We start from the raw sequence: 22,145 nt of genomic DNA, 5'->3' as shown, positions 1-22,145 counted from the left end.
GGAGATCAGGTCATGATAAAGACCTCCAAAAACCGACATCACGTCGTCATCATCGGGGCGGGCTTTGGCGGGATCGAAGTTGCCAACCAGCTTGCCGGTGCCGAGGTCGATGTGACGATCATCGATCGGCGCAATCATCACCTGTTCCAACCCTTGCTTTACCAGGTTGCAGGGGCGTCACTCTCGACATCGGAGATCGCCTGGCCTATTCGCTATCTCTTCCGCAATCGCCCGGAAGTGAACACTTTGATGGCGGAAGTGGAAGGTATCGACCAGGACGCGCGCGAGGTCATTCTCAACAATGGCTCGCGGCAAGCCTACGACACGCTCGTGCTCGCGACAGGCGCTACCCATGCCTATTTCGGACATGACGAATGGGGGGCTTTCGCACCGGGGTTGAAGACGCTGGAAGATGCCACGACCATTCGCGGCCGAATCCTCGCGGCCTTCGAGGAGGCCGAGCGCACGAGCGATCCCCAGCAGCGTGCCGCGCTGCAGACGTTCGTCATCATCGGTGGTGGTCCCACCGGAGTCGAACTGGCCGGAACCATTGCCGAGCTTGCACGAGACACGCTGGCGCGTGACTTCCGCTCGATCGACCCGGGCACGTCGCGTGTCGTACTGATCGAGGCTGGCCCGCGTCTGTTGTCCGTCTTTCCAGAGGATCTGTCGGCCTATACGCGCCAGGCGCTCGAAAAGCTCGGGGTCGAGGTCGTGCTGGGTACTCCGGTCACCGAATGCTCGGCCGACGGCGTGGTGTATGGCGGCAAGCCCCTTTCGGCCAAGACCATCGTCTGGGCGGCCGGGGTTCAGGCGTCTCCCGCGGCTCGCTGGCTGGGTGCTGCGTCCGATCGTGCCGGTCGAGTGGTCGTCGGTCCCGACCTGACGGTGGCCGGCCACCCGGAGGTCTTCGCCATCGGCGATACCGCCTCGTGCACTATGGCCGACGGGAAGCCCGTACCGGGCATCGCCCCGGCCGCCAAACAGCAAGGGAAGTACGTCGCCAACCTCATTGGACGGCGTTTGAAAGGCAAGTCCGCTGACGGGCCTTTCAAATACCGGCATCAGGGGAACCTGGCCACCATCGGCCGCAGCCTGGCCGTGATTGACATGGGGCGGGTTAAGCTGCGTGGTGCCTTTGCGTGGTGGATCTGGAAGCTCGCGCATATCTACTTTCTGATCGGTACGCGAAATCGTCTCAGCGTCGCTTTGAGCTGGGTATGGAACCACAGCATCGGCTACCGCGGCTCTCGCATCATCATGCATGCGATTGCCGACAAAGAGCCCACGGCGTTGGATAAATCCGGCTCTCTGGATTGAGGTGCCCACTTTATCGGAACGTCAACTATCAGAAATGCCAGGGAGAGGAACTTGACCGATCTATTCACGACAAAGCCCAAGCCTCCCTTGGCCGAACTCCTGCGGCCCAAGACGCTGGACGAATTCGTCGGGCAACGGCACTTGCTCGGCCCCGGCAAGCCGCTGCGTCTCGCGTTCGAGGCGGGCAAGTTGCACTCGTTCATCCTCTGGGGGCCCCCAGGCGTGGGCAAGACCACCCTAGGGCGCCTGGCCGCCAGTACGACCGACAGCCGATTCATCGCCATCTCGGCCGTGCTGGCCGGGGTGAAGGACATCCGGCAAGCCATCGACGAGGCCCAGGCCGAACTGGACAACCATGGTCGATCGACGGTGCTTTTCGTCGATGAGATCCATCGCTTCAACAAGGCGCAGCAGGATGCCCTGCTGCCCCATGTCGAGTCGGGGCTCCTGACCCTGGTGGGGGGGACGACCGAGCATCCGGGGTTGGCGGTCAATTCCGCACTGCTCTCGCGTGCGCAGGTCTATACCCTCGAACCGCTGTCCAGCGACGAACTGAACCAGCTCTACGAACGCGCACTGCCGCATCTCCAGGGCGTCACGTTGGACGCGGACGCGCTGGACCTGCTAAAGGGCTTTGCCGATGGCGATGGCAGGCGCTTCCTCAATCTGCTTGAGCAGGTGACGAATGCGGCGTCGGGCGCTGGCAAGACCGTGGTCGATGGCGAGTTCGCCAAGCTGTCCACCAGTCCATCGCTGCGCAGGTTCGACAAGGGCGGTGACGAGTTCTACTGGCAGCTCTCAGCCTTCCACAAGTCGCTACGGGGCTCCGACCCCGATGCGGCCCTGTATTGGCTGGCCCGCATCCTCGACGGCAGCGGCGACGTGAGCCAGGTGACCCGCCGCATGGTGGTGATGGCCAGCGAAGACATCGGCAATGCCGACCCGCAGGCGCTGCAACTGGCACTCAATGCCGCGCTGGCCTACGACAGGCTGGGCTCGCCCGAAGGCGAGATACCGCTGGCCCAGGCGGTGACTTACCTCGCTCTGGCCCCCAAGTCGAATGCCGCCTATGCGGCCTGGGATCAGGCCAAGGCATTCGTCAAGCGCAGCGGCTCCCAGCCTGTGCCGCTCCATCTTCGCAATGCGCCGACGAAGCTGATGAAGCAGATGGGATATCACGAAGGCTACCGCTACGCGCATGATGAGCCCAACGGCTATGCCGCTGGGCAAACCTATTTTCCCGAGGGCGTGGCGCGGCCGGGCTGGTACCAGCCAACGGACAGGGGCGTCGAGCGAAGGCTGGGAGAAAGGCTTACTTGGCTGCGCTCGCTCGATGACGCGACGCCGCCAAGCCCGGACGCTTGACCGACATCTCCCCCGAAATCGGCCCATCGCTACCTCACGAACTACAGGATAAGAACATGCCAGACGCTTCTCTCGGTGAATCCTCGGCGAGTATCCGACGAAGACGAGTTGCCCGCTATCTGCACACGGAGTCTGGTGCTGCGGTGCTGCTGGTGATCGTCACGGTCGTGGCGCTGGCGTGGGCGAACTCGCCGCTATCCGATGCCTATTTCGAGTTGTGGCACCTGGACGTCGGGTTTGACTTCGGGCCGCTGGGCCTGCACATGGATCTGCATCACTGGGTCAACGACGGCCTGATGGTCGTCTTCTTCTTCCTGATCGGCCTGGAGGTGCGTCAGGAATTCGCCCACGGGTCGCTCAGGGACCGCAGCCGTGCCCGTCTCGCTCTGATCGCGGGGGTCGCGGGTGTCGTGCTTCCCGCGCTGGTGTATGTCCTGATCGTGGGGCTGGCCGGAAGTGAGGGCCTGCACGGGTGGGGGGCGGTGGTCGGTACCGATACGGCGTTCATGCTGGGCACCCTGGCGATCGTCGGCCCGCGGCTATCCGGTCAGTTGCGCGTGTTCTTGCTCACCCTGACCGTGGTCGATGACTTCCTCGCCGTGTCCATCATCGGCATCGTCTATAGCGAGGAGATCCGGGTCGTCCCGTTGCTGATCGCCCTCGCCAGTCTCGTCGGGTTGTGGTTGCTAGGGCGCAACCGCCAGTGGCGGGCAACGCCCTATGTGCTGATCGTGATCGTGCTGTGGCTCGCGACCGTGTACTCCGGCATCCATGCCTCCCTCGCCGGGATGGCCGCGGGGCTCCTGATCCCCGCCTACGCAACGCAACGTCACAAGGTCGTCGCGGCAAGACAGTTGTTCCGTGACTTCTGGCAGTCTCCGAGTGCCGCATCGGCTCGCGCAGTGGACTGCGGGCTGTCCCGGGGTATCTCGGTGAACGAGCGGCTGCACGAGTTCCTGCGGCTGCCGACAGCGCTGCTGATCGTGCCGGTGTTCGCCTTGGCGAACGCCGGGGTGGACATGCGTGGTGGGCTGCTCGCTGAGGCCTTCGGCTCGCCCGTGACCTGGGGCGTCATCGCGGGGCTCGTGCTCGGCAAGCTCCTGGGCATCGGGCTCATCACTCTCGCCGCGGTCCGCCTCGGCCTGGGGCGCCTGCCGGCGGGTGTCGGAATGGGGAGCGTGTTCGGTGGTGCGGCACTGTCCGGGATCGGGTTCACCGTGTCGCTGCTCATCATCGGACTCGCGTTCGGCACGACCTCCGACCTGGGCCGCCAGGCGACGGTCGGCGTGCTCGTGTCGATGATGCTCGCCACGTTGCTCGGGCGGCTCATCTTCAAGGTTGCCGCTCGCAGGTGGGGTGAGGAGACCGCCGATCTGCCGATGGTGCTTGAGCCGCCGGTCGATCCCGAGGTCGATCACATTCGCGGGCCAGAGGACGCGCAGCTCACGCTGGTGGAGTACGTGGACTTCGAGTGCGCGTACTGTGCGCACGCTACCGGTTCTTGGGAGGATCTGCGCGCCCACTTCGGGGACGACCTGCGGTATGTGGTGCGCCAGTTGCCGCACCACCCGCATGGGCCGATCGCCGCGCGTGCGTCCGAGGCGGCATCGAATCAGGGGATGTTCTGGCCGTGGCTAGACTTCGTGTTCACCCGTCAGCACGCGCTGGAGCGCGAGGATCTGATCGGCTACGCCGTAGAGCTTGGGCTCGACGTCGATCGGTTCATCGCGGATCTCGACAGCCCTGCGGTGATCGAGCGTGTCGAGCGCGACCTCGCCAGTGCGGTCGCCAGCGGTGCGCATGTCACGCCGACGTTCTTCGTCGAGGGTCGCCGCCTGCGCGGCAGCTACGACGCCCGCACTCTCACCGCAGCGCTCGAAGCCAGCCGCCGCGGCACCCGAACTCAGGAAGTCCCGTCCTGAGCGGGACGAACTACAGGATAAGAACATGCCAAACAATTCTTTCGGTGAATCCTCTTGTACCGCTGCGGCCAGCGGCCTCGTGCAGGTGCGTGGCGCGCGCGAGAACAACCTCAAGGAGGTGGACGTCTCCATCCCGCGTAACGCGCTGGTGGTGTTCTCGGGTGTCTCCGGCTCCGGGAAGTCCTCGCTGGCCTTCGGCACCATCTATGCGGAGGCCCAGCGGCGCTACTTCGAGTCGGTGGCCCCCTATGCGCGGCGACTGATCGACCAGGCCGGCGTGCCGGACGTCGATGCGATCGACGGCCTGCCGCCGGCGGTGGCGCTGCAACAGCAGCGGGGCTCCAGCAACGCGCGTTCCTCTGTGGGCAGTGTGACCACCTTGTCCAGCCTGGTGCGGATGATGTATTCGCGCGCCGGCGCCTACCCAGCCAACCAGCCGATGCTGTACGCCGAGGATTTTTCGCCCAACACGCCGCAGGGAGCGTGCCCGACCTGCCACGGCCTGGGCCATGTGTACGAGGTGACTGAGGCCATCATGGTGCCCAATCCCTCCCTGAGCATCCGCGAGCGGGCGATCGCCTCCTGGCCCCCCGCCTGGCAAGGCCAGAACCTGCGCGACATCCTGGTCAGCATGGGCTACGACGTTGACCGACCGTGGAAGGACCTGCCGAAGAAGGATCGCGACTGGATTCTGTTCACCGAGGAAACACCGACGGTGCCGGTGTACGCCGGCTTCACGCCCGCCGAAACCCGCGCCGCGCTCAAGCGCAAGATGGAGCCGAGCTACATGGGCACCTTCACCGGCGCCAGGCGCTACGTGCTGCACACCTTTGCCAACACCCAGAGCGCGTTGATGAGAAAGCGCGTGTCCCGGTTCATGGAGGGCAAACCGTGCCCCACCTGCCACGGCAAGCGGCTCAAGCCCGAGGCGCTGTCGGTCACTTTCGCCGGCGTGGACATCGGCGCGTTCATGCAGATGCCGCTGAACCAGTTGGCGGCCTTGCTCGAACCCATCGCCCAGGGCGATTTCCGCGCCCATGCAGCGGGGGCGGCTACGGACAAGGAAGCGACCCGACGCGACCGTGCCGAACGCGCGGCCTCCGGCCGCGCCGTCCATGCGGTATCGCCCGACGTGCGCCGCACCTCGGCGCTATCGGAAGAAAAGCGCCTCGCCGCGCAGCGCCTGGCCGGTGGCGTGATGGCACGCCTGCGCCAACTGCGTGGGCTGGGCCTGGGCTACCTGACGCTGGACCGGGCCACGCCGACGCTTTCGGCCGGCGAGTTGCAGCGCCTGCGGCTGGCCACGCAATTGAGTTCCCTGCTGTTCGGTGTCGTGTACGTGCTCGACGAGCCCTCCGCGGGCCTGCACCCCTCCGATAGCCAGGCCCTGTACGACGCGCTCGACCGGCTGCGCGACGCCGGCAACTCGGTGTTCGTGGTGGAGCACGACTTGGACCTGATGCGCCGCGCGCAATGGCTGGTGGATGTCGGGCCGGATGCTGGGGAGCGTGGCGGCCGCGTGCTCTACAGCGGCGAGCCGGATGGCCTGCGCAAGATTGCCGAATCGCGTACTGCACGCTACCTGTTCGATGAGATCCCCGCGCCGGGAAGCCGGGCACGCGAAGCGACCGGCTGGCTGGAGCTGCAGGACATTCACCGCCACAACCTGCATGGCGTGAATGCGCGCATTCCGCTGGGCGTGCTGACGGCCGTCACCGGCATCTCCGGCTCGGGCAAGTCCAGCCTCGTCGCGCAGGCCCTGCCGGAGCTGGTGCTGCTGCACCTGGGCCACGAGCCGGAAGACGATGTAGCCGAAAGCGCCACCAGCGAAGGGCCGGCAGTGATCGAAGCGACCGGCGGCCATCTGGCGGGCGACGTGGACGCCGTACAGCGTCTGGTGCAGGTGGACCAGAAACCGATCGGGCGCACGCCGCGGTCGAACCTAGCCACCTACACGGGCCTGTTCGACCATGTGCGCAAGCTGTTCGCTGCCACGCCCGATGCGCGACGCCGCCGCTACGATGCCGGACGGTTCTCGTTCAACGTCGCCAAGGGGCGCTGCGAGACCTGCGAGGGCGAGGGCTTCGTCAGCGTGGAACTGCTGTTCATGCCCAGCGTGTACGCGCCGTGCCCGACGTGCCATGGCGCACGCTACAACGAGGCCACGCTGAAGGTGCAATGGAACGGGCGCAACATCGCCGAGGTGCTGCAGATGACCGTGGACGAAGCCAGCGAATTCTTCGCGGGTGAAGACGCTGTGGCAAGGCCACTGCAACTGCTGCGCGATATCGGACTGGGCTACCTGCGCCTGGGGCAACCGGCCACCGAGCTTTCCGGTGGCGAGGCGCAGCGTATCAAGCTGGCGACCGAGCTTCAGCGCAGCCAGCGCGGCCGAAGCCTGTACGTGCTCGACGAGCCGACTACCGGGCTGCATGCGTCGGACGCCGACCGGCTGCTGGTGCAGTTGCAGCGCCTGGTCGATGCCGGCAATACCGTAGTGATGATCGAACACGATATGCGCGCGGTGGCCCAGGCCGATTGGGTGATCGACGTGGGGCCTGGTGCAGGCGCTGCCGGCGGCAGCATCGTGGTGGCGGGCTCCCCTCAGCAGGTGGCCCGAACGTCTGGCAGCAGAACCGCTCCGTTCCTTGCACAGGAGTTGGCGCGGGCCGAGTAGCTCAGTTCGCCAAATGTTGCCAATTTTCGCGGGGCATTGATCGTCGCCACACGACGGTGGCGATCAATGCCCGAATCGCGTCATCCTTCCTGAGTCAGAGCAAGATAGGGATTGTTGGGCGGTATTTCGGCGAGTGCCAAGGACCCATCTTCGAGGAGGTAGCCATGCAGTCGGCGGGACTTCCTCGGGCCCGTGACTTCACAGGTCCAAATGTTCAGGCCATTGGGCTGCTTTCGATGTAGCTGCAGCTTCTCGAAGCGCTTCTGCACCCACTGCCAATCCTGTTGACTCTCCTGCTTGGCGAGTGCGGCCACTTCGGGATGCTCCTGCGCATAGCGTTGGAACACACCCGGGCTGACCAGGTAGGCCGTGTCATTCACCGTATGCACGAGTGCCTTCGCGTCGTTGATGATGAGCCGTCGTGAGGCGATTCCCTGCTTCAGCCAAACCATGAACTGTTCCCCGGATGGCTTCGTTGCCGATGACCCAGGCGTAGGCGCGGGTGCAGGTGCAGGCGATGGAATGGACGTCGCGGCTGTTGCTGGCGCGGGGGTGTGGAGGAACTCCTCGGCATCCTGGCCAACGCCGGCCGACTCACCCAAGCCCACCATCGCGAGCAAATCCTCCATGACGTCGGGCACGGGCTGGGCTGCGGGCGGTGAAACGATGGTGGTGCTGTCGCCCTCCCAAATCGGAGGCTCTTGACCTCCCTGCGCTGGGTTCACCGAGACGGTAGGCGCGGGAGCCGACATGCTGGCGTCGTTTTCCGCGGGCGTCGCGTCGATCTCTACCGTGCCCGCGAAAGGTGCTGGTCGCTCGCCAGACTCCCAGATCAGCGCGGGAGCGAGACGCAACAGGGTGAACGAATGGGACCAGCCGGTCGTGCTGGTCACGGTCGCGCGCCAGACCGCCTTGCCGTCCGGTGTGGGCTGCAGCATGCCGTGGTCCTGCAGCACATTGAACACGGCGGTGTTGTTCGCAGGAATGCCATCGATCCCCTGAGACAGGAGGTGTGCGCGCAGTTTGTCCGAAACCGTCTTGCTCACCAGCCACAAACCATCCTCGGTGAGCCAGCCATCGGAGGCTTCCGGCTGGTTCAGCTTCAACTGTTCCTTGAGCAGGTAGCGCAACCCGTCCAGCAGCTTGCGTTGCAGTGCGTGCTTGGGCGCGGCCATGGCGCGCGCCGGATCGCCGCCCAGCTCCTGGGCCACCGACGCCCGGTCTGCTTGCACGACGAGTTCCCCCAGTACACCGGCATGTTCGTACTGACCGGCCAGCACATAGAGCAGCGGTGCCCAGAGAGCCGGATAGTCGCTGAGCCAGTCCAGGACGTGGCGGTCGAGCAGTTGGCGATAGAGCAAGCCTGTTGCGGCGCTGTGCAGGCGGTATTCGCGGTCGTCACGGTAGCGAAATCGGTACGCCTGGTGCAGCGGGCCATGCCACGGATGCCAAGTACTGCCGTCGGCCAGTTCGACGTGTAGATCGACGGCGATCTTGCCAATATCGTGGAGCAGCGCAGCATAGGCAACGGCGGCGGTCCAGGCTTCGGACTGCGCCGCCTGGTCTTCGGGACTGGCACCGATGGGCAGCAGATGGGACTGCCGCAGTTTCAGGCTGTAGGCGACGATCTCCAGGCCGTGGTCGAGCATGCCGCCCGGGTAGGCATGGTGATGCGCCTCGGAGGCCGGGAAGGCCTGGACCAGTTCGGCATAGCGTTCCAGGGGCGTGCGATACAGGGTGGCGAATTGCCTACGCGAGAGCGAGGTACGCTGCCAGATGTGCTCCAGCAGCTTCTGCCGGCGTGGGGTGGCCAGCAGCGATGCGGCCGACTCAGGACGCAGCAGCCCTTTCGAGAGGGCGGTGACGGGTGGTGGCGTCGGTGCGGCAGCGACCGGGGGCCGTTTTCGCTGGAACAGGGAAAGCATGTGGGTGTCCTGATGACGGGCCGACCGGGAGGCCTTTTGGCCTTTTCGAGGTAGGGCCTTTCCCCTTGCACCCCATTCCCTTGCCATTTCGGCCCTTTGGCCTTTAACCGTTTCGGTATAGCGAGGCCTGGGTTGCGGCTCCAGCGTCAATGTGGAACCCGCTCGAATGCATTGGACGGCGACCCGGCGCTGGCCTCTGCCTATGCTGTGGGAACGCTGCTTCCGCCAGGTAGGGGTCGTCTCAGAAAACGGAAAATAAAGCACGCTAAGCGTGCGTGGAGGCTGGCACCCAGCGGTACAGCGTCGGAATGGACACGCCGAGGTTCTTGGCCACGTCCTTGGGCGGCACCCCGCTGGCCAGCAGCTTCTTGGCCGACTCGATCTTGCTGTCGGTCATCTTCGGCTTGCGGCCGCCTTTGCGGCCGAGCTGCTTGGCGACTTCCAGCCCGGCGCGGGTGCGCTCGACGGTCAGCTCGCGCTCCATTTCGGCAAGGCTCGCCATGACGTGGAAGAAGAACCGCCCGGATGGTGTGCCGGTGTCGATGGAGTCGGTGAGGCTCCTGAACTGGACACCGTGCTTGTGCAGATCGCCGACCAGATCGACCAGTTGCTTGACCGACCGGCCCAGCCGGTCGAGCTTCCAGACGACCAAAGTATCGCCTTCGCGCAGCATTTCGAGCGTCTTGGCCAAGCCAGGCCGGTCTGCCCGCGTGCCACTCACCTTGTCCTCGAAGACCTTTTTACATCCGGCCTTGCTCAAGGCTTCGCGTTGCAGCTCCAGGTTCTGATCCTGCGTCGAGACGCGCGCATAGCCAATCAACATGGCTTGTCTCGCGCCCGGTCGATGCGTTCCTGCATCGCCTGCATCACTTCTTCGTGGGTGTACGATCTGGCGTTGGCGTCGGTGGCTTGCCGCAGGGCTTCCTCAACCTCGCGCGTCATCCGCTCGTAATCCTCCGGCCACAGCGCTTGCTCCATGCGCAGCGACGCCTGACCCAGCAGGTGCAGCAGGCTGAACAGCCGCATGTCGTTGGTGGCGACGATGCGCTCCCGAATCTGCTCCTGAATAGCTTCGCTAGCCCGATGCGCTTGTGGTGTGGCAGTCCCCTCGTAGTCAGCGGGGAATTCCGCTTCCTCGGCAATCCTTGCCCAGGCGCTGGCCAGCGCCTCGATGGTTGACGTGCTCATTTCCGCCGCTCCTGTGCTCTTTGGCGAATCAACCGGCCAAGGGGCCTCGACGCGAAAACCAGCAGCATCACGCCTATCGGATACCAGGTCGAGAAGACCACCAAGGCATCGAAGGCTGGCCGTCCGGTGTTGGTAGGCAGTACGGCGGTCACAGCCATCAACCCGCCGACCGTCCAGATGATGCGCCACACGTAGGGCATCACGCGGGGCACGTAGCCGTCATCGAAAGCGGTCTGGTAGTAGCGGCGCAGGCCGCGCTCGGCAAGCGCCTGGCGCTGCCGCTCCGACAGCGCATCCGTCCGGCCATACCAGCGCCGGAATGGTGGACAGCGCAGCAGCAAAGGGGTGAAGAGGATCATCACCGCCACGATCGCGACACCCCACGCCATGACGGCGCCGGCATCGGGCCGCTTGGCGTTCTCGATCACGGGCGCGAAGACGCCCGGAGCACCGATCATCCAGAACAGCGCAATGTGCTGATGGAAGGAGAGCTTCATTTGCTCATCCACTTGCGCAGCAGGCGCTTTTTCAGGGAGGCGCGTTCTTGCGGGTTGCGTCCCTTGTGATTGGCGATGCGATCCGCCGTGGCGGCCTGGCGCTTGACGGGCCAGTAGGAGCGGCCATCCTTGCCCATCGACCAGACGCTGCTGGCCTGGTTTTCCAGCAGGGGCAGATGGGCGCTCAGGGCTTCGGGCGACGCGCTGGTCAGCGCCGTGCGCTCACGGGTGCGCCAGCGCTGATGCCAGAGCTTCTTGTCCTCGCGCTCGCTGCCGCAGGTCGTGTGCCCGACGATGGGTGTTTTGCGGCGGCTGCGGCTCATAACGTAGTGGTCTCCAAGAACATTCAGGACTGATCCCAGGCGTCGATGGTCAAGACCTGATCGGCAGGACAGGCGGCTACGCGGTCGGGAACTGGATGGTGTTCAGTCTCATGCCGACCCCATTCGATTGATCGCGTCGCTTGCGGCACGCTGCGACGCAAGGAGGTTTGCGACCTGGTTTAGCAGCCGTGTCCGCTGCATGTCTGTTACCTATCTCCCCGACCGCTCATTGGACCAACTCCAGAGATTGGGCTCTATCGCTCAGCCAATACGAAACCGGCATTGGCTGATGCCACAACCGAGACGAACACAAATGGCTCGGTACCTGTATTTCGCGCCCCGTGCACTTGGCCCGGTCTTGCCACGGCTATCTCACCTTCCCTGAGGGCACGAACAATCCCATTGCCCTGAAAGTAATCAGCCATTCCCGACAAAACAGTCCACGTGTCTTGGCCGTGAGGATGAATGTGAGCCGCAATTTCCTGCCCGGGATGGACATGCCAAACCACGATAATTGAGTCTCGGGTTTCAAGCACAACGGAACGAATAGGCTCGCCTTCGGACGGCTGAACATACTCGGCTACAGAAAATATTCTCGATTCAACAGTCATCGGAGATCCCTCTTTCACAGTGCCCCCAGACAGGCTGGATATGAGTTCTAACTCGAATTCTAACTCGAATTTGAACGGGAGGCTGGTCGTGCGGTCGTGCAGTTGCCGATGAGCGTGTCGGCTGCTGCCTCCTTGCCCACCAGCGAACTCTCGTCCGTTGCGGCCATCCAGAAGGTCTTGCCCGAGCGCGGCTCATAGGTCGCGGGATCGAACACGCCAGAGGGGCCGAACATCGGCGGCTTGATTGGTCATGGCTCCATGCCTTTGTCGTTACGGTCTTCATCGTCGGCATCCTGACGCACGGCGGGCAATTGCTGGAGCAACGCCGGCAGCCATTCCTGTACCGTCTCCCACACCACATCGAGGTTGATGTCGAAATAGCCGTGAGCCATGCGATTACGCATATTGCGCATGCTGCGCCACGGCACGTCGGCATGCGCCTGGGTGAACTCGACGTAGCCATCCATCACCTTTGTGGCCGCCTCGCCGATGACGATCAGGCTCATGATGACGGCCTGCTGGGTGCGCTTGTCGGCCAAGAAGTCGTCCTTGGCCATCCCTTCCACGAAGCTGCGCGCATCGGTTGCGGCCTGCTGAATGTGGTCGAGGTAATCGGGCAGGCGGTTCTCGCTCATATCGGTTGCGCCTCCGCGAGCACCTTGGCCCGGAACTTCGGCGGCAGGTCGCCGGGAGTCAGCAGATCGACGTCAACGCCGAGCAGCGATTTCAGTTCTTCTTCCAAATCGCCCAAGTCCAACAACGTGGCACCGGGCAGCGCATCGACCAACAGGTCGAGGTCGCTGCCATCCCGGTCGGTGCCATGCAGCACCGAGCCGAAGACGCGCGGGTTCGCGGCGCGAAAGCGGCCTACCGCTTCACGCACTGCGCTTCGCTTCATGTCAAGCACAACAGACGGTCGCATGGGCATCCTTTCTTATCGAAACTCGTTGAGATGATATGCAATCAAGAATAGAATTTCAAGAACTATTTTCGAGAATCGCAATGCCTTGATTCCCGTGCCGCGCCTGTCGTTTTCAGAAGACGGCTGCACTGAACGTCAGAAGCCGACTGCACTATAGCAGCGGAGGGGTTGGATCCATCAGGCAACGACGGGCTGCTGCCGGCCATCAGCGGACGCAGGGAGGACTTTCCGCAACCGGCCGTTCGATGCGGCACCGATGGCCTTCGCGCAGGGGTAGTGAATCCGCCAGGATTGACTTGCGCTGCCCTACCTCTCACTAGTGAGGGGCGGCAGCGCATCAAGCGGTGAGCGCACTCCGGCACCGCCAACTTTCAGCACATGCGTGTAAATCATCGTCGTAGAGACGTCGGAATGGCCGAGCAGATCCTGCACGGTTCGAATGTCGTAACCGCTGCGGAGCAAGGCCGTCGCGAACGAGTGGCGGAGGGTGTGCGGTGTGGCGGGCTTCGTGATGCCTGCTTGTTCTACGGCACGTTTGAAGGCGCGCTGAAAGGTCTGGTCATACATGTGATGGCGACGCACGACACCGCTCCGTGGATCGGTCGAATGCGTGTGCTGCGCAAAAACCCAGAACCACGGCCAGGAATGCCCGGCGCGCGGATACTTCCGCTCAAGGGCGTCGGGAAGCGCAACGCCGCTGCGGCCCTCGGCCTGGTCCTTCAGCCACCATGCCCGTGCACGCGACAGCTGCTCGCGCAGGCTGGGTGCCAAGCTCTCGGGTAACATCAAGGCCCGATCCTTGGAGCCCTTGCCCTCCCGCACGATGATCGTGCCGTGATCGAAATCCAGATCCTTGACCCGCAGTTGCAAACCCTCACTGATCCGCATGCCCGTTCCATACAGAAGCTGGGCGAACAAACGATGCTCGCCTTCCAGAAAACCGAGGATGCGAACCACTTCATCCGGGGTCAGCACCACCGGCAAGCGCCGCGACGGCCGAGGTCTTCCGATCTCCTGAAGCCAAGGCAGATCCACACACAGCACCTTGCCGTAGAAGAACAGCAAGGCCGCCAATGCCTGCCGATGCGTGGATGCCGAAACCTTACGCTCGTTTGCCAGCTAGGACAGAAATGCCTCGACTTCGCTGCTGCCCAAGGTTGCCGGGTGACGCACTCCGTGGAAACGGATGAAGGCACGAACCCAGTGGACATACGCCTGTTCGGTTCGTAAGCTGTAATGCAAGTAGCGTATGCGCTCGCGCAGTTGGTCCAGAACCTTGACCGAACGCAGCGGTGGTAACGGTGCAGTGCTGGTTTTCATGGCTTGTTATGACTGTTGTTTTGTACAGTCTATGCCTCGGGCATCCAAGCAGCAAGCGCGTTACGCCGTGGGTCGATGTGTGATATTATGGAGCAGTAACGATGTTACGCAGCTGGGCAGTCGCCCGAAAACAAAGTTAGACATTTAGAGCATTCCATCACATGAATAATCATTACTCATTTATTGGCGGCTCCGAGGGCTCTTGGCGAGTCACCAGTTGTGAAACACTCATTGGCATACCTCTTGAGATTGTGGAGAGGGTCAATGTAGTTAATATGCCCTCAACAAATTTGATCGAACGTGGCACCTGGGTGCTTCAAGGCTTTACAAGCAATGTTCGGTACGCCGAACGGCATGAGATCAATCAACTTCGCGCAAAACAGGAGGAATTAAACCGTCCTACGTCATCATGCGCTGCACTCATTCCCATAAAGAAAAGTCCAGAATGGTGGGCAATGTCACAAGAGGAACGGCGCGAAATTTTTGAAGCAAAGTCCCACCACACAGAAATTGGACTGGCTTATCTTCCAGAAATCGCAAGACAGCTACATCATTCTCGCGACCTCGGAGAGCCGTTTGACTTCTTAACCTGGTTCGAGTTTGCTCCGGAGCATACTGCAATATTCAACAAACTGTTGGCTCAGTTACGCTCATCAAAAGAGTGGGAATATGTCGAACGCGAGATAGATATCCGACTGGTGAAAAATGTCTAACAACAGGTTCAAATCGCTCGCTCCGCTCGCTGGGACGGGCTAAAGCCCGCCCCTTAACCAAACGTTGAACGACAGCTTTCCCAAAAGCTCTACGGCGGTTCAGGGTCGACACCGGTAATCGGATCGTTGCCGCACTGAACAGCGCCCCGTTCCAGGTCGCCTCCATTTATGCGGCTGAACCGAGGGAGAGCAGCTTTACGCCGTCTGGCCGCAGTTCGCCCTTGGGCGACACGTGCCGGTAGAGCGTCTGCCGGGTAATCCCGAGTTCTTCGCAGAGATCGCCCACCTTGGTTTCCGGTTGCCCCATGCTGGCCATCGCCAGGCGTAGCTTGGCGGCGGTCATCTTGAAGGGGCGCCCCCCTTTCCTGCCGCGAGCGCGCGCCGAGATAAGTCCAGCGACTGTTCGCTCGGAAATCAACTCACGCTCGAACTCGGCCAGCGCGGCAAAAATACCGAACACAAGCTTGCCGGCGGCAGTCGTCGTGTCGACCGCCGCACCGTGACCGGTCAGGACCTTCAGGCCCACGCTACGCGCAGTTAGGTCGTGCACGGTTGTCCGCGCCGAAGTAGAAGTGAGCCACCGCGCCGATTGAGTAATGAGCCAGGGGTGGAAGCCGACGCTGTGATGGTCGGCTGTGGATAAGTGTATGTCTTGCCTTGCTCGTTGACCTCCTGGTCGTAGTGAAGGTATCGCGTGGCAAGGCGCGAAGGGCGTAGCCCGCAGCGCCTTGCCATGCGCGGTGGGTTCAGTCGGTTGCGTCCGTCGAATCGGCTTTGGCGCTGGTCTTGCGGGCTTGCTCCCTTGCCTTGATCCGCTTCTTTGCCGTCGCGCTGCTGTGCAGGAAGCGATGGCTTTCATTGCCTGTCTCCACGATGTGGCAGTGGTGCGTGAGCCGATCGAGCAAGGCGGTGGTCATCTTCGCGTCGCCGAACACCGTCGACCATTCGGCGAAGTCCAGGTTGGTCGTGATCACCACGCTGGTGTGCTCATACAGCTTGCTCAGCAGATGGAACAGCAGCGCGCCGCCGGCCTGGCTGAACGGCAGGTAGCCCAGTTCATCCAGGATGACCAGGTCCATGCGCAGCAGACCACTGGCGATGCGCCCGGCTTTGCCTTGGGCCTTCTCCTGCTCCAGTGCATTGACCAGGTCGACCGTCGAGTAGAACCGCACACGTTTGCCTTGGCGCGTGATGCCTGAGACGCCCAGCGCCGTTGCGAGGTGCGTCTTGCCCGTACCCGGTCCGCCGACCAACACGGCGTTGTGCGCGGCCTCGGTGAACTCCAGCGTCGCGAGTTGGTGGATCAGCTTCTGGTCGACCACCGAGGCATCGAAGTCGAAGCCTGCCAGATCCCGGTGCACCGGGAAGCGCGCCGATGTCATCTGGTACTGAACCGAGCGCATCGCACGATCCGTGGTCTCGGCCTGCAGCAGATGCTCGACCAGCCAGCGCGAGGCATCCAGACCCGAGGCAGGTCCCTGCTCCTGCAGGTCGCACCAGGCGCCTGCCATGCCGTGCAGGCGCAAGGCCTTGAGCTCAACGAGCACGTCACGCATGATCGATCTCCTGGCCGCGCAGGCTGTCGTAGCGCGCTGTGTTCGCCAGTGGTGGCGTTGTGACCTGCAGAGCCGTCTCTGCACTGAGCGGCGCCGCCGGTGCGTTCAACCGCCCGAGCACATTGACCACATGCTCAACGCTGACGCGCCCGGATGGAGGACTGTTTTCCATCGCCAGTTCGACCGCCACGATCACCGCATCCAGCCCGGCCGTCGCAACGATGGCCAGCACCTGAGCCATCACACGGTCGCCGCCGGCCTGACGCAACAGACTGCGTCGCAGACGCTGCAACGTCTCGGGCATGTCTGCGAAGGGCGCGCCATTGCGCAGTGCGCCGGGCTTGCGCTGCACCAGCGGGATGTAGTGCTGCCAGTCGTAGCGGGTGCCGCCCGAGTCGCTCAGGCGCTCGTGTCGCGCGACCACCGCATCATCGGCGACGACCACGACGCCGCCCGGATAGAGCCTTGTGCTGACCATCTGCCCCACCAGCTCGCAGGGCACAGAGTAACGGTTGCGCGCCACCGACACCAAGCAGGTGCTCGACACGCGCGCCGGCTTCTCCACGTAGCCATCGAAGGGTTCTGGCATGGGCATCAGGTGAGGCCTCTCATGCTCCAGCATTTCGGCCACGCTGAACTGGCTGTGTTCGGGATGCCGGATCTCGTTCCACAGGGCCCGGCAGCGCTCGCTCAGCCAGGCGTTGAGTTCGACGAAGGAGCCGAAGCGAAGCCGGGCTGCCTCGATCCAGATACGCCTGCGGCTGTCCTGTACGTTCTTCTCCACGCGCCCCTTCTCCCAGCCGGAGGCGACGTTGCAGAAGTCAGGGTCGTACAGGTAGTGCGCGCACATCACCGAGAAGCGCGCGTTGACGGTGCGGCCCTTGCCCTTGTGGACCTTGTCGACGGCGGTGCGCATGTTGTCGTAGATGCCACGTCGGGCCACGCCACCCAGCGCCGCAAACGATCTTGTATGGGCGTCGAACAGCATCTCGTGGCCCTGGCTCGGGTAAGCCACCAGCCAGAACGCACGGCTCGCGCACAGCTTCAGGTGCGACACCTGCATGCGGTAGTAGATGCCGCCGACCACCAGGCCTTCTTCGCTCCAATCGAACTGGAAGGCCTCGCCGAGCTCGAAGTTCAGCGGCACGAACGCAGTGACGTTGACCGCCTGCCCCTCGCCCTGGCGCCACGCTCGAACGAAGTCGGTGACGGCCGAGTAACCGCCGCTGTAACCCACCGCCTTGATCTCGGCATGGAGCGCACGGGCCGTGCGTCGTTCGTGCTTGGGCCGTCGCGCATCGGCCGTCAGCGCCTGCTTCAGCGCCTCCTCGAACGCGCTGAGCTTGTTCGGGCGCGCTTCGCGCCGGTACTTCGGCGCCTCGGCAACCGGTGCGCGCAGCCACTTCGACACCGTGTTGCGCGACAGCCCTGTCATGCGCGCTATCTCGCGCTCCGACAGCTTGTCCCTCACGTGCAGCCGCCGGATCCTGCCAATCATGTCCATGGTGATCACTCCTCGAACCCCGCTGCTTAAATAAACAGCAGGGTAGGTTGAACACCTGGCTCACTTTTACTTCGGCGCTACCCGCAGAACTGGCTCAATTTTCGGTCGGCGCCAACAGTGCACGGTGTTGATCAGGTGGCGCAGATCACGGCCAAGCCGATCGAGCTTCCACACGATCAGCGTGTCCCCTTCACGAAGCGCCTTCAGGCAAGCAGCCAACCCTGGGCGATCATCGCGCCTGCCCGAGGCCAGATCCTCGTAAAGGTGCGCAAGGCTCACACCAGCGGCGATGAGCGCATCGCGTTGCAAATTGGTGGACTGGGATCCGTCCGCCTTCGATACCCGCATGTAGCCGATCAGCACCTTTTCACCCGTCACGTATACGTTCGATTATGTGACAGTGTGGGTTGGAAAGTTCTGATCGTCAAATTTTGTCACTTAACCCGTCATTCATACTAAGGAATGCAAAGGGTTCGCGAGGAACATAATGTGACAGAAATTCCGGGGGAATGCCCTCCTGGGCAAACGTGTCGCGCAAGCGATCCAGGGACTCGGGGTCGCGCCGCCCATAAGACGCCAGCGTGAACAGTGAGCGGGCCGTTTCGCAATTATGTCGGGCCTCGGCGATAGCCTCGTTGAGCGCCTTGACCGCCTCCCGCCAGTGATCGACAGGCTCAGGCTTACGTTTCTTCTCGGGCAGGCCATTGGTGAACCCGGTGTGCGGCTCCGACAAGAACAGTGCTCCCAACTCCCCGTGTGGACGCACCACGCTCGATTCGATCAGCTCGATGGCGGTAGCCGCCGCCTCCAGCATTTGTAACTGCACCGCCGGGGCCAGAATCTCGTAGGGACGCCACTGGCTTTGTCCAGCGCGCAGTAGATGGCCGCAGCACGCCCAGACATGGCGAATGCTCCAGACGCAAGGCCCGCACTGCGAGAGTGGCGTGTTCAGCTCATCGAGCAGGGTGCGCAGCAACCGAAACCAGAGGCCGGCATGAATGCGTCGGCGCGGCAGCTCGACGTAACCCGTCGTCAGCGCCTGCCAAGTACGTCGGTCCATTGCCACCATCGCGTCGCTGGCCGTGCGTGGGGCCGCATCGGCGTTTTCCCAGCCGAGAAACTGCCCCGGCACGCCACTATAGGATTCCAGCCAGCAGCCATGTTGCGGGCAGCTCAGCATCAACGGCAATTTCCACGCGAGCAGTATGGCTTGATCCTCCGAGTCGTTCAGGCAAAGCGGGCAGGCGCGGTGAATCGGCTGGCTTGGCAGCCAGGCGCGCCAGCTCGTGATTGATCTCGTCTTGCGGCCGCGTCTCGGCAGCAATAGCGAGAACTGGAACGCATAGGTTTCCAGCGCGTCTGGAATCCGGGAATCGAGGCTGTCCAGCAGCCACGGCACCCAGCCAGCGAAACTCATGCAACGCAGCCGCTCCAGCTCAATGCCGCTGCGCAGGGAGAGGGCCGTCAGCAGCGCCGGAGGTGGCGCAGTATCCAGGTCATCGACCCGGCCGTGACCAAGGTCGTGCTCCAGCAGGTCATACAAGTCCATCTGGTAGCGGGCGGCGACACGCTGGAGCCATGAGGACAAGGCTTCGCCTTCCCTGGGAGCAGGATGCAGCGGCCAGCGTGCTGCCGGTTTCACATCAGTTCCCGCTCGAACTGCCGACGCCGCTCGCCAGGGCCGGTGTAATCGGCCATGCTGAGCGTGCGGTGATTGATCGCTTCTTCACCGCTTTCCAGGGCGGCGACCGCCGCCGCCATCAACAGGTGCGCCAATTCACCAATGGTGCCTTCGCTGCGCGTGAGCAGGTAACGGGCCATATCCGGCGTGGCAATTGGGGAAGGCCGCCGCAGCGGGAGCGACGCGGCAAAACTGGCCAGCAGCGAGCAGCAATCGTCGTTGGCCTCCCACAGCGGCAGCATCATGGGCTCGAAGCGGTTCTCCAACTGGTCGTCCGACCGGATCGCCAGATAGGCGTCGCGCGTGCCGACACCGACCAGCGGGATGCGCAGCTCGTTGCCGAGGAAGCGCAGCAGGTTAAGGAATTCCCGACGGTTGACGCTGTTGCCGGCCAGGACGTTGTGCAGTTCATCGATCACCAACATGCGCACGCCGACCTTGCGCAGCAAGGCCAGCGCCAATTGCTCCATTTCCGGCAGTCGTGGGCGCGGGCGCAAGGGAGCGCCCATCGCGGCGAGCAGTGCGACGTAGAAGCGGATCACCGAAGGCTCGGACGGCATCTGCACGACAAGCACCGGAATGTGCTCCTGGTCGGCGTCGGAGCTGGCCGGATGCGTGCGCCGGAATTTCTCGACGATCATCGACTTGCCGTTGTTGGTCGGGCCGATCAGCAGCAGGTTAGGCATGCGCTGCTTGTTCGGCCACGCATACAAGGTTTCCAGCCGGTTCAACGCCTCGACCGCGCGGGGATAGCCGATCCAGCGGTCGGCGCGAAGGCGCTGGATGCGCTCGTCCGCCGGCAGCCGAGCCAGCCCCTGCACCGCCGGCAGCAGGTGGGATAGGTCGATGATGGGATATTCGTCCACGGCTACCACTCCTCAATCTGGTCGAACGGTTTGGCGGGCGGCAAGTTGTCTGCCTGCGCGGCCGCAACGTCCGTTTCTGGCGGAGTCAGCTTGTCCGGCGGAACCAACGCCTTGAGGTGTTGGCGTCGATCCGCATCGCGCCGCGCCTTGCGCGTGGCCTTCTGTGCGGTGGTCACGATCTCGCGCATCTGCCCGATCATGCGGAACAGCGCCGATTCATCCACCTGCTCGCGCCCTTGCTGCCGCAATTTCGCTAGCGCCTGCCTTTGTTCCCATAGGGTGACAGCCGGGTGCGACAAAGTACGGTAGGGGACTTCCAGGTAATGCTGCCCCTCCGGTTCCAGCACCCAGATGCGGCTTATGTCGCGCGGGTCGCGCCGGATCAGAAAGGACGGCCAGCGCTCACGCCGTGCGATCCACGGCTTGAGCGCGTCGGCGTAGTAGTGAATGTGGTCGATGACGAAGCCGGTGCGGGTCAGCGTGCGGCGGAGGATGGGCAGGAAATCGACCAGAAAGGCAGTGGCGCGGGTGACGACGGCCGGCACACCGATGCGGGCCACCGCCTCGGCCCAGCGCGCTTCCGGCGGCTGAAGCAGACCGTTGTGCACGGAGCCGTGGTAGGTGCCGACCGCCAATGTGAGCCAGCGCTCCAGCTCGCGCAGCGTCAGGGCGGCCTTGTTTTCGGAATCGTAGTCGCCTCGCTGGTCAGGGTTGGAGAAGGTCGTTCCCGGCAGTTCGTCGTGGATCATCTGCATCGCCGTGCCGATGATCCGTTCCACGATGCCGCCGTAGTGCGGCTGCCCGAGCGGGCGATAGTCAAGCCGGATGCCATGCTGCTCGCAGCCTCGGCGTAGCGCTTCGCTCTTGAACTCGGCCGCGTTGTCCAGGTAGAGCAGCCTGGGCTTGCCGCTCATCGGCCACTCCATTTTCACGTTCAGCCCTTCCAGCCAGGGGCGCTTGTCGCAGGCGACATGCGCCAGGCACAGGCCGACCGAGACGGCAGATGGTGCTTCCAGCGTGACGACCATGCCGAGCACGCAGCGGGTGAACACGTCGATGGCGATGGTCAGATACGGGCGGCCAATCGGTTGCCGGTCGCGCTCATCGACCACGATCACGTCGATGACCGTGTGGTCAATCTGTACTTGCTCCAGCGGTGCTGTCACGGCAGGAGGTTCGCCGCCAGCACCTTGCAGGCCGCGGGACGCATCCTGGCCTTCCCGCCGGCGAGTGACCTTGCGCGGATCGAGGCCGGCGATCCTCAATGCCACGGTGTTGCGCGCCGGCACCCGCAGCTTTTGCGTTTTGCAAGTCTGCGCGACCTCGCGGTGGAACGCTGCCAGAGTCCGTTTCTGCTTGGTCAGGAACCGCTTTTGCAGCAACTCGCGGATGATGCGCTCGACCGGCTCCGGCAAGCGCCCCTTGCCTTTGCCACCGCCGGATTGGCCGGGGACCAGGTCCGTCACGAGGCCGCTGCCTTGCCGGGCTCGCCGGATCAGAACGTACACCTGCCGCCGAGACAAGCCCAACGCCTGAGCAGCCATATCGGCCGCTTCGTGCCCGACCGTCTCCGACTGCGCCAACGGGCCGATGATCTCCGCACGACGGCGCGCACGCTCCCAAGCCTTATCAGGCAGAGTGGCCACGCCTTGCTCGGGAATCCGTGGGGTGTCGGTCGTCATGCTCACCTCGCTTTGGTGCACACGAGTATTGAGCATAGTCGAGATTGGTGCAGATCACTTCTGATATTGGACT

The 22,145-nt window shown here is 63.5% G+C and carries 19 protein-coding genes and 3 pseudogenes; 5 read left to right on the top strand and 17 right to left on the bottom strand.

The genetic code is table 11. The features are described from left to right. Positions 1-12 precede the first annotated feature (12 nt). The 4 genes from G4D77_RS05715 to G4D77_RS05700 are packed head-to-tail and all read left to right on the top strand — an operon-like array spanning position 13 to position 7,284. Positions 13-1,320 (top strand): NAD(P)/FAD-dependent oxidoreductase, encoded by a 1,308-nt coding sequence (locus G4D77_RS05715; protein WP_128730103.1) that lies wholly within the window; start codon positions 13-15, stop codon positions 1,318-1,320. Between the two features lie 51 nt (positions 1,321-1,371). Continuing rightward, positions 1,372-2,685 carry a replication-associated recombination protein A gene (locus tag G4D77_RS05710; RefSeq protein ID WP_128730101.1) on the top strand — a complete coding sequence of 438 codons (1,314 nt, stop codon included), beginning with the start codon at positions 1,372-1,374 and terminating at the stop codon, positions 2,683-2,685. Between the two features lie 56 nt (positions 2,686-2,741). After that, positions 2,742-4,607 carry a Na+/H+ antiporter NhaA gene (gene nhaA / locus G4D77_RS05705; protein ID WP_128730099.1) on the top strand — a complete coding sequence of 622 codons (1,866 nt, stop codon included), beginning with the start codon at positions 2,742-2,744 and terminating at the stop codon, positions 4,605-4,607. Positions 4,608-4,632: 25 nt separating this feature from the next. Beyond that, complete coding sequence (locus tag G4D77_RS05700) at positions 4,633-7,284, top strand: excinuclease ABC subunit UvrA (RefSeq protein WP_207997093.1); 2,652 nt, start codon at positions 4,633-4,635, stop codon at positions 7,282-7,284. 80 nt (positions 7,285-7,364) lie between these two features. Here G4D77_RS05700 and mobH read toward each other — a convergent pair whose 3' ends face one another. The 10 genes and pseudogenes from mobH to intI1 form a co-directional block, all read right to left on the bottom strand. Further along, on the bottom strand, positions 7,365-9,209 hold the full coding sequence (mobH, locus tag G4D77_RS05695; RefSeq protein WP_128730095.1) for a MobH family relaxase: 1,845 nt from the start codon (positions 9,207-9,209) through the stop codon (positions 7,365-7,367). A 265-nt stretch (positions 9,210-9,474) separates the two neighbouring features. Next, a complete protein-coding gene (locus G4D77_RS05690; RefSeq protein ID WP_003100847.1) occupies positions 9,475-10,032 on the bottom strand; it encodes a recombinase family protein in 558 nt (185 codons plus the stop codon). Beyond that, positions 10,026-10,397: a hypothetical protein gene (locus G4D77_RS05685; RefSeq protein WP_003100853.1), complete on the bottom strand. Its 372-nt coding sequence runs from the start codon at positions 10,395-10,397 to the stop codon at positions 10,026-10,028. The genes G4D77_RS05690 and G4D77_RS05685 overlap by 7 nt, the downstream gene beginning before the upstream one ends. Next, positions 10,394-10,894: a hypothetical protein gene (locus tag G4D77_RS05680; protein WP_003100856.1), complete on the bottom strand. Its 501-nt coding sequence runs from the start codon at positions 10,892-10,894 to the stop codon at positions 10,394-10,396. The genes G4D77_RS05685 and G4D77_RS05680 overlap by 4 nt, the downstream gene beginning before the upstream one ends. Further along, positions 10,891-11,217 (bottom strand): hypothetical protein, encoded by a 327-nt coding sequence (locus G4D77_RS05675; protein ID WP_003100858.1) that lies wholly within the window; start codon positions 11,215-11,217, stop codon positions 10,891-10,893. Before G4D77_RS05675 ends, G4D77_RS05680 begins: the two co-directional genes overlap by 4 nt. Before the next feature lie 254 nt (positions 11,218-11,471). Next, a complete protein-coding gene (locus tag G4D77_RS05670) occupies positions 11,472-11,828 on the bottom strand; it encodes a cupin domain-containing protein (protein ID WP_003465043.1) in 357 nt (118 codons plus the stop codon). A 59-nt stretch (positions 11,829-11,887) separates the two neighbouring features. Next, a complete protein-coding gene (locus tag G4D77_RS05665) occupies positions 11,888-12,061 on the bottom strand; it encodes a hypothetical protein (RefSeq protein WP_166312401.1) in 174 nt (57 codons plus the stop codon). Between the two features lie 15 nt (positions 12,062-12,076). Continuing rightward, positions 12,077-12,463 (bottom strand): HepT-like ribonuclease domain-containing protein, encoded by a 387-nt coding sequence (locus G4D77_RS05660; protein WP_003100872.1) that lies wholly within the window; start codon positions 12,461-12,463, stop codon positions 12,077-12,079. After that, the gene (locus tag G4D77_RS05655; protein WP_001247892.1) at positions 12,460-12,750 is read right to left on the bottom strand and encodes a nucleotidyltransferase family protein; all 291 of its coding nucleotides are present in this window, start codon (positions 12,748-12,750) and stop codon (positions 12,460-12,462) included. The genes G4D77_RS05660 and G4D77_RS05655 overlap by 4 nt, the downstream gene beginning before the upstream one ends. Before the next feature lie 306 nt (positions 12,751-13,056). Beyond that, a pseudogene (gene intI1, locus G4D77_RS05650) lies at positions 13,057-14,070 on the bottom strand (class 1 integron integrase IntI1). Between the two features lie 161 nt (positions 14,071-14,231). On the opposite strand from intI1, the gene G4D77_RS05645 reads away from it, so the two are divergent. Beyond that, complete coding sequence (locus tag G4D77_RS05645) at positions 14,232-14,783, top strand: chlorite dismutase family protein (RefSeq protein WP_073672967.1); 552 nt, start codon at positions 14,232-14,234, stop codon at positions 14,781-14,783. A 166-nt stretch (positions 14,784-14,949) separates the two neighbouring features. Here G4D77_RS05645 and G4D77_RS05640 read toward each other — a convergent pair. The 7 genes and pseudogenes from G4D77_RS05640 to G4D77_RS05610 all read right to left on the bottom strand — a co-directional run. Beyond that, positions 14,950-15,336: pseudogene (locus G4D77_RS05640) on the bottom strand (recombinase family protein); the annotation flags it as partial. Positions 15,337-15,529: 193 nt separating this feature from the next. Further along, positions 15,530-16,339: an IS21-like element helper ATPase IstB gene (gene istB / locus G4D77_RS05635; RefSeq protein ID WP_213757913.1), complete on the bottom strand. Its 810-nt coding sequence runs from the start codon at positions 16,337-16,339 to the stop codon at positions 15,530-15,532. Further along, positions 16,332-17,843: an IS21 family transposase gene (gene istA / locus G4D77_RS05630; protein ID WP_213757912.1), complete on the bottom strand. Its 1,512-nt coding sequence runs from the start codon at positions 17,841-17,843 to the stop codon at positions 16,332-16,334. The genes istB and istA overlap by 8 nt, the downstream gene beginning before the upstream one ends. 117 nt (positions 17,844-17,960) lie before the next feature. Further along, positions 17,961-18,206 (bottom strand): annotated as a pseudogene (locus tag G4D77_RS05625) (recombinase family protein); the annotation flags it as partial. A 61-nt stretch (positions 18,207-18,267) separates the two neighbouring features. Further along, positions 18,268-19,485, bottom strand: a complete 1,218-nt coding sequence (locus G4D77_RS05620) for a TniQ family protein (protein ID WP_043314372.1) — start codon at positions 19,483-19,485, stop codon at positions 18,268-18,270. After that, entirely contained in the window at positions 19,482-20,390 is a 909-nt protein-coding gene (locus G4D77_RS05615; RefSeq protein WP_020684702.1) for a TniB family NTP-binding protein, read from the bottom strand. The genes G4D77_RS05620 and G4D77_RS05615 overlap by 4 nt, the downstream gene beginning before the upstream one ends. 2 nt (positions 20,391-20,392) lie before the next feature. Then, positions 20,393-22,108: a TnsB C-terminal domain-containing protein gene (locus G4D77_RS05610; protein ID WP_071579585.1), complete on the bottom strand. Its 1,716-nt coding sequence runs from the start codon at positions 22,106-22,108 to the stop codon at positions 20,393-20,395. Between the last annotated feature and the right edge of the window lie 37 nt (positions 22,109-22,145).

The sequence above is a fragment of the Delftia sp. WY8 genome (genome assembly GCF_018437695.1).
In the GTDB taxonomy this organism is placed as follows: domain Bacteria; phylum Pseudomonadota; class Gammaproteobacteria; order Burkholderiales; family Burkholderiaceae_C; genus Comamonas; species Comamonas tsuruhatensis.
This window is presented reverse-complemented; position numbering and strand designations above follow the sequence as displayed.

Bases quoted from the DNA above. Each gene is read 5' to 3' on its own strand.
- G4D77_RS05715 (WP_128730103.1), top strand. From the start codon at position 13: ATGATAAAGACCTCCAAAAACCGACATCACGTCGTCATCATCGGGGCG.
- nhaA (WP_128730099.1), top strand. From the start codon at position 2,742: ATGCCAGACGCTTCTCTCGGTGAATCCTCGGCGAGTATCCGACGAAGA.
- G4D77_RS05700 (WP_207997093.1), top strand. From the start codon at position 4,633: ATGCCAAACAATTCTTTCGGTGAATCCTCTTGTACCGCTGCGGCCAGC.
- mobH (WP_128730095.1), bottom strand. From the start codon at position 9,209: ATGCTTTCCCTGTTCCAGCGAAAACGGCCCCCGGTCGCTGCCGCACCG.
- G4D77_RS05690 (WP_003100847.1), bottom strand. From the start codon at position 10,032: ATGTTGATTGGCTATGCGCGCGTCTCGACGCAGGATCAGAACCTGGAG.
- G4D77_RS05685 (WP_003100853.1), bottom strand. From the start codon at position 10,397: ATGAGCACGTCAACCATCGAGGCGCTGGCCAGCGCCTGGGCAAGGATT.
- G4D77_RS05680 (WP_003100856.1), bottom strand. From the start codon at position 10,894: ATGAAGCTCTCCTTCCATCAGCACATTGCGCTGTTCTGGATGATCGGT.
- G4D77_RS05675 (WP_003100858.1), bottom strand. From the start codon at position 11,217: ATGAGCCGCAGCCGCCGCAAAACACCCATCGTCGGGCACACGACCTGC.
- G4D77_RS05670 (WP_003465043.1), bottom strand. From the start codon at position 11,828: ATGACTGTTGAATCGAGAATATTTTCTGTAGCCGAGTATGTTCAGCCG.
- G4D77_RS05665 (WP_166312401.1), bottom strand. From the start codon at position 12,061: ATGTTCGGCCCCTCTGGCGTGTTCGATCCCGCGACCTATGAGCCGCGC.
- G4D77_RS05660 (WP_003100872.1), bottom strand. From the start codon at position 12,463: ATGAGCGAGAACCGCCTGCCCGATTACCTCGACCACATTCAGCAGGCC.
- G4D77_RS05655 (WP_001247892.1), bottom strand. From the start codon at position 12,750: ATGCGACCGTCTGTTGTGCTTGACATGAAGCGAAGCGCAGTGCGTGAA.
- G4D77_RS05645 (WP_073672967.1), top strand. From the start codon at position 14,232: ATGAATAATCATTACTCATTTATTGGCGGCTCCGAGGGCTCTTGGCGA.
- istB (WP_213757913.1), bottom strand. From the start codon at position 16,339: ATGCGTGACGTGCTCGTTGAGCTCAAGGCCTTGCGCCTGCACGGCATG.
- istA (WP_213757912.1), bottom strand. From the start codon at position 17,843: ATGGACATGATTGGCAGGATCCGGCGGCTGCACGTGAGGGACAAGCTG.
- G4D77_RS05610 (WP_071579585.1), bottom strand. From the start codon at position 22,108: ATGCTCAATACTCGTGTGCACCAAAGCGAGGTGAGCATGACGACCGAC.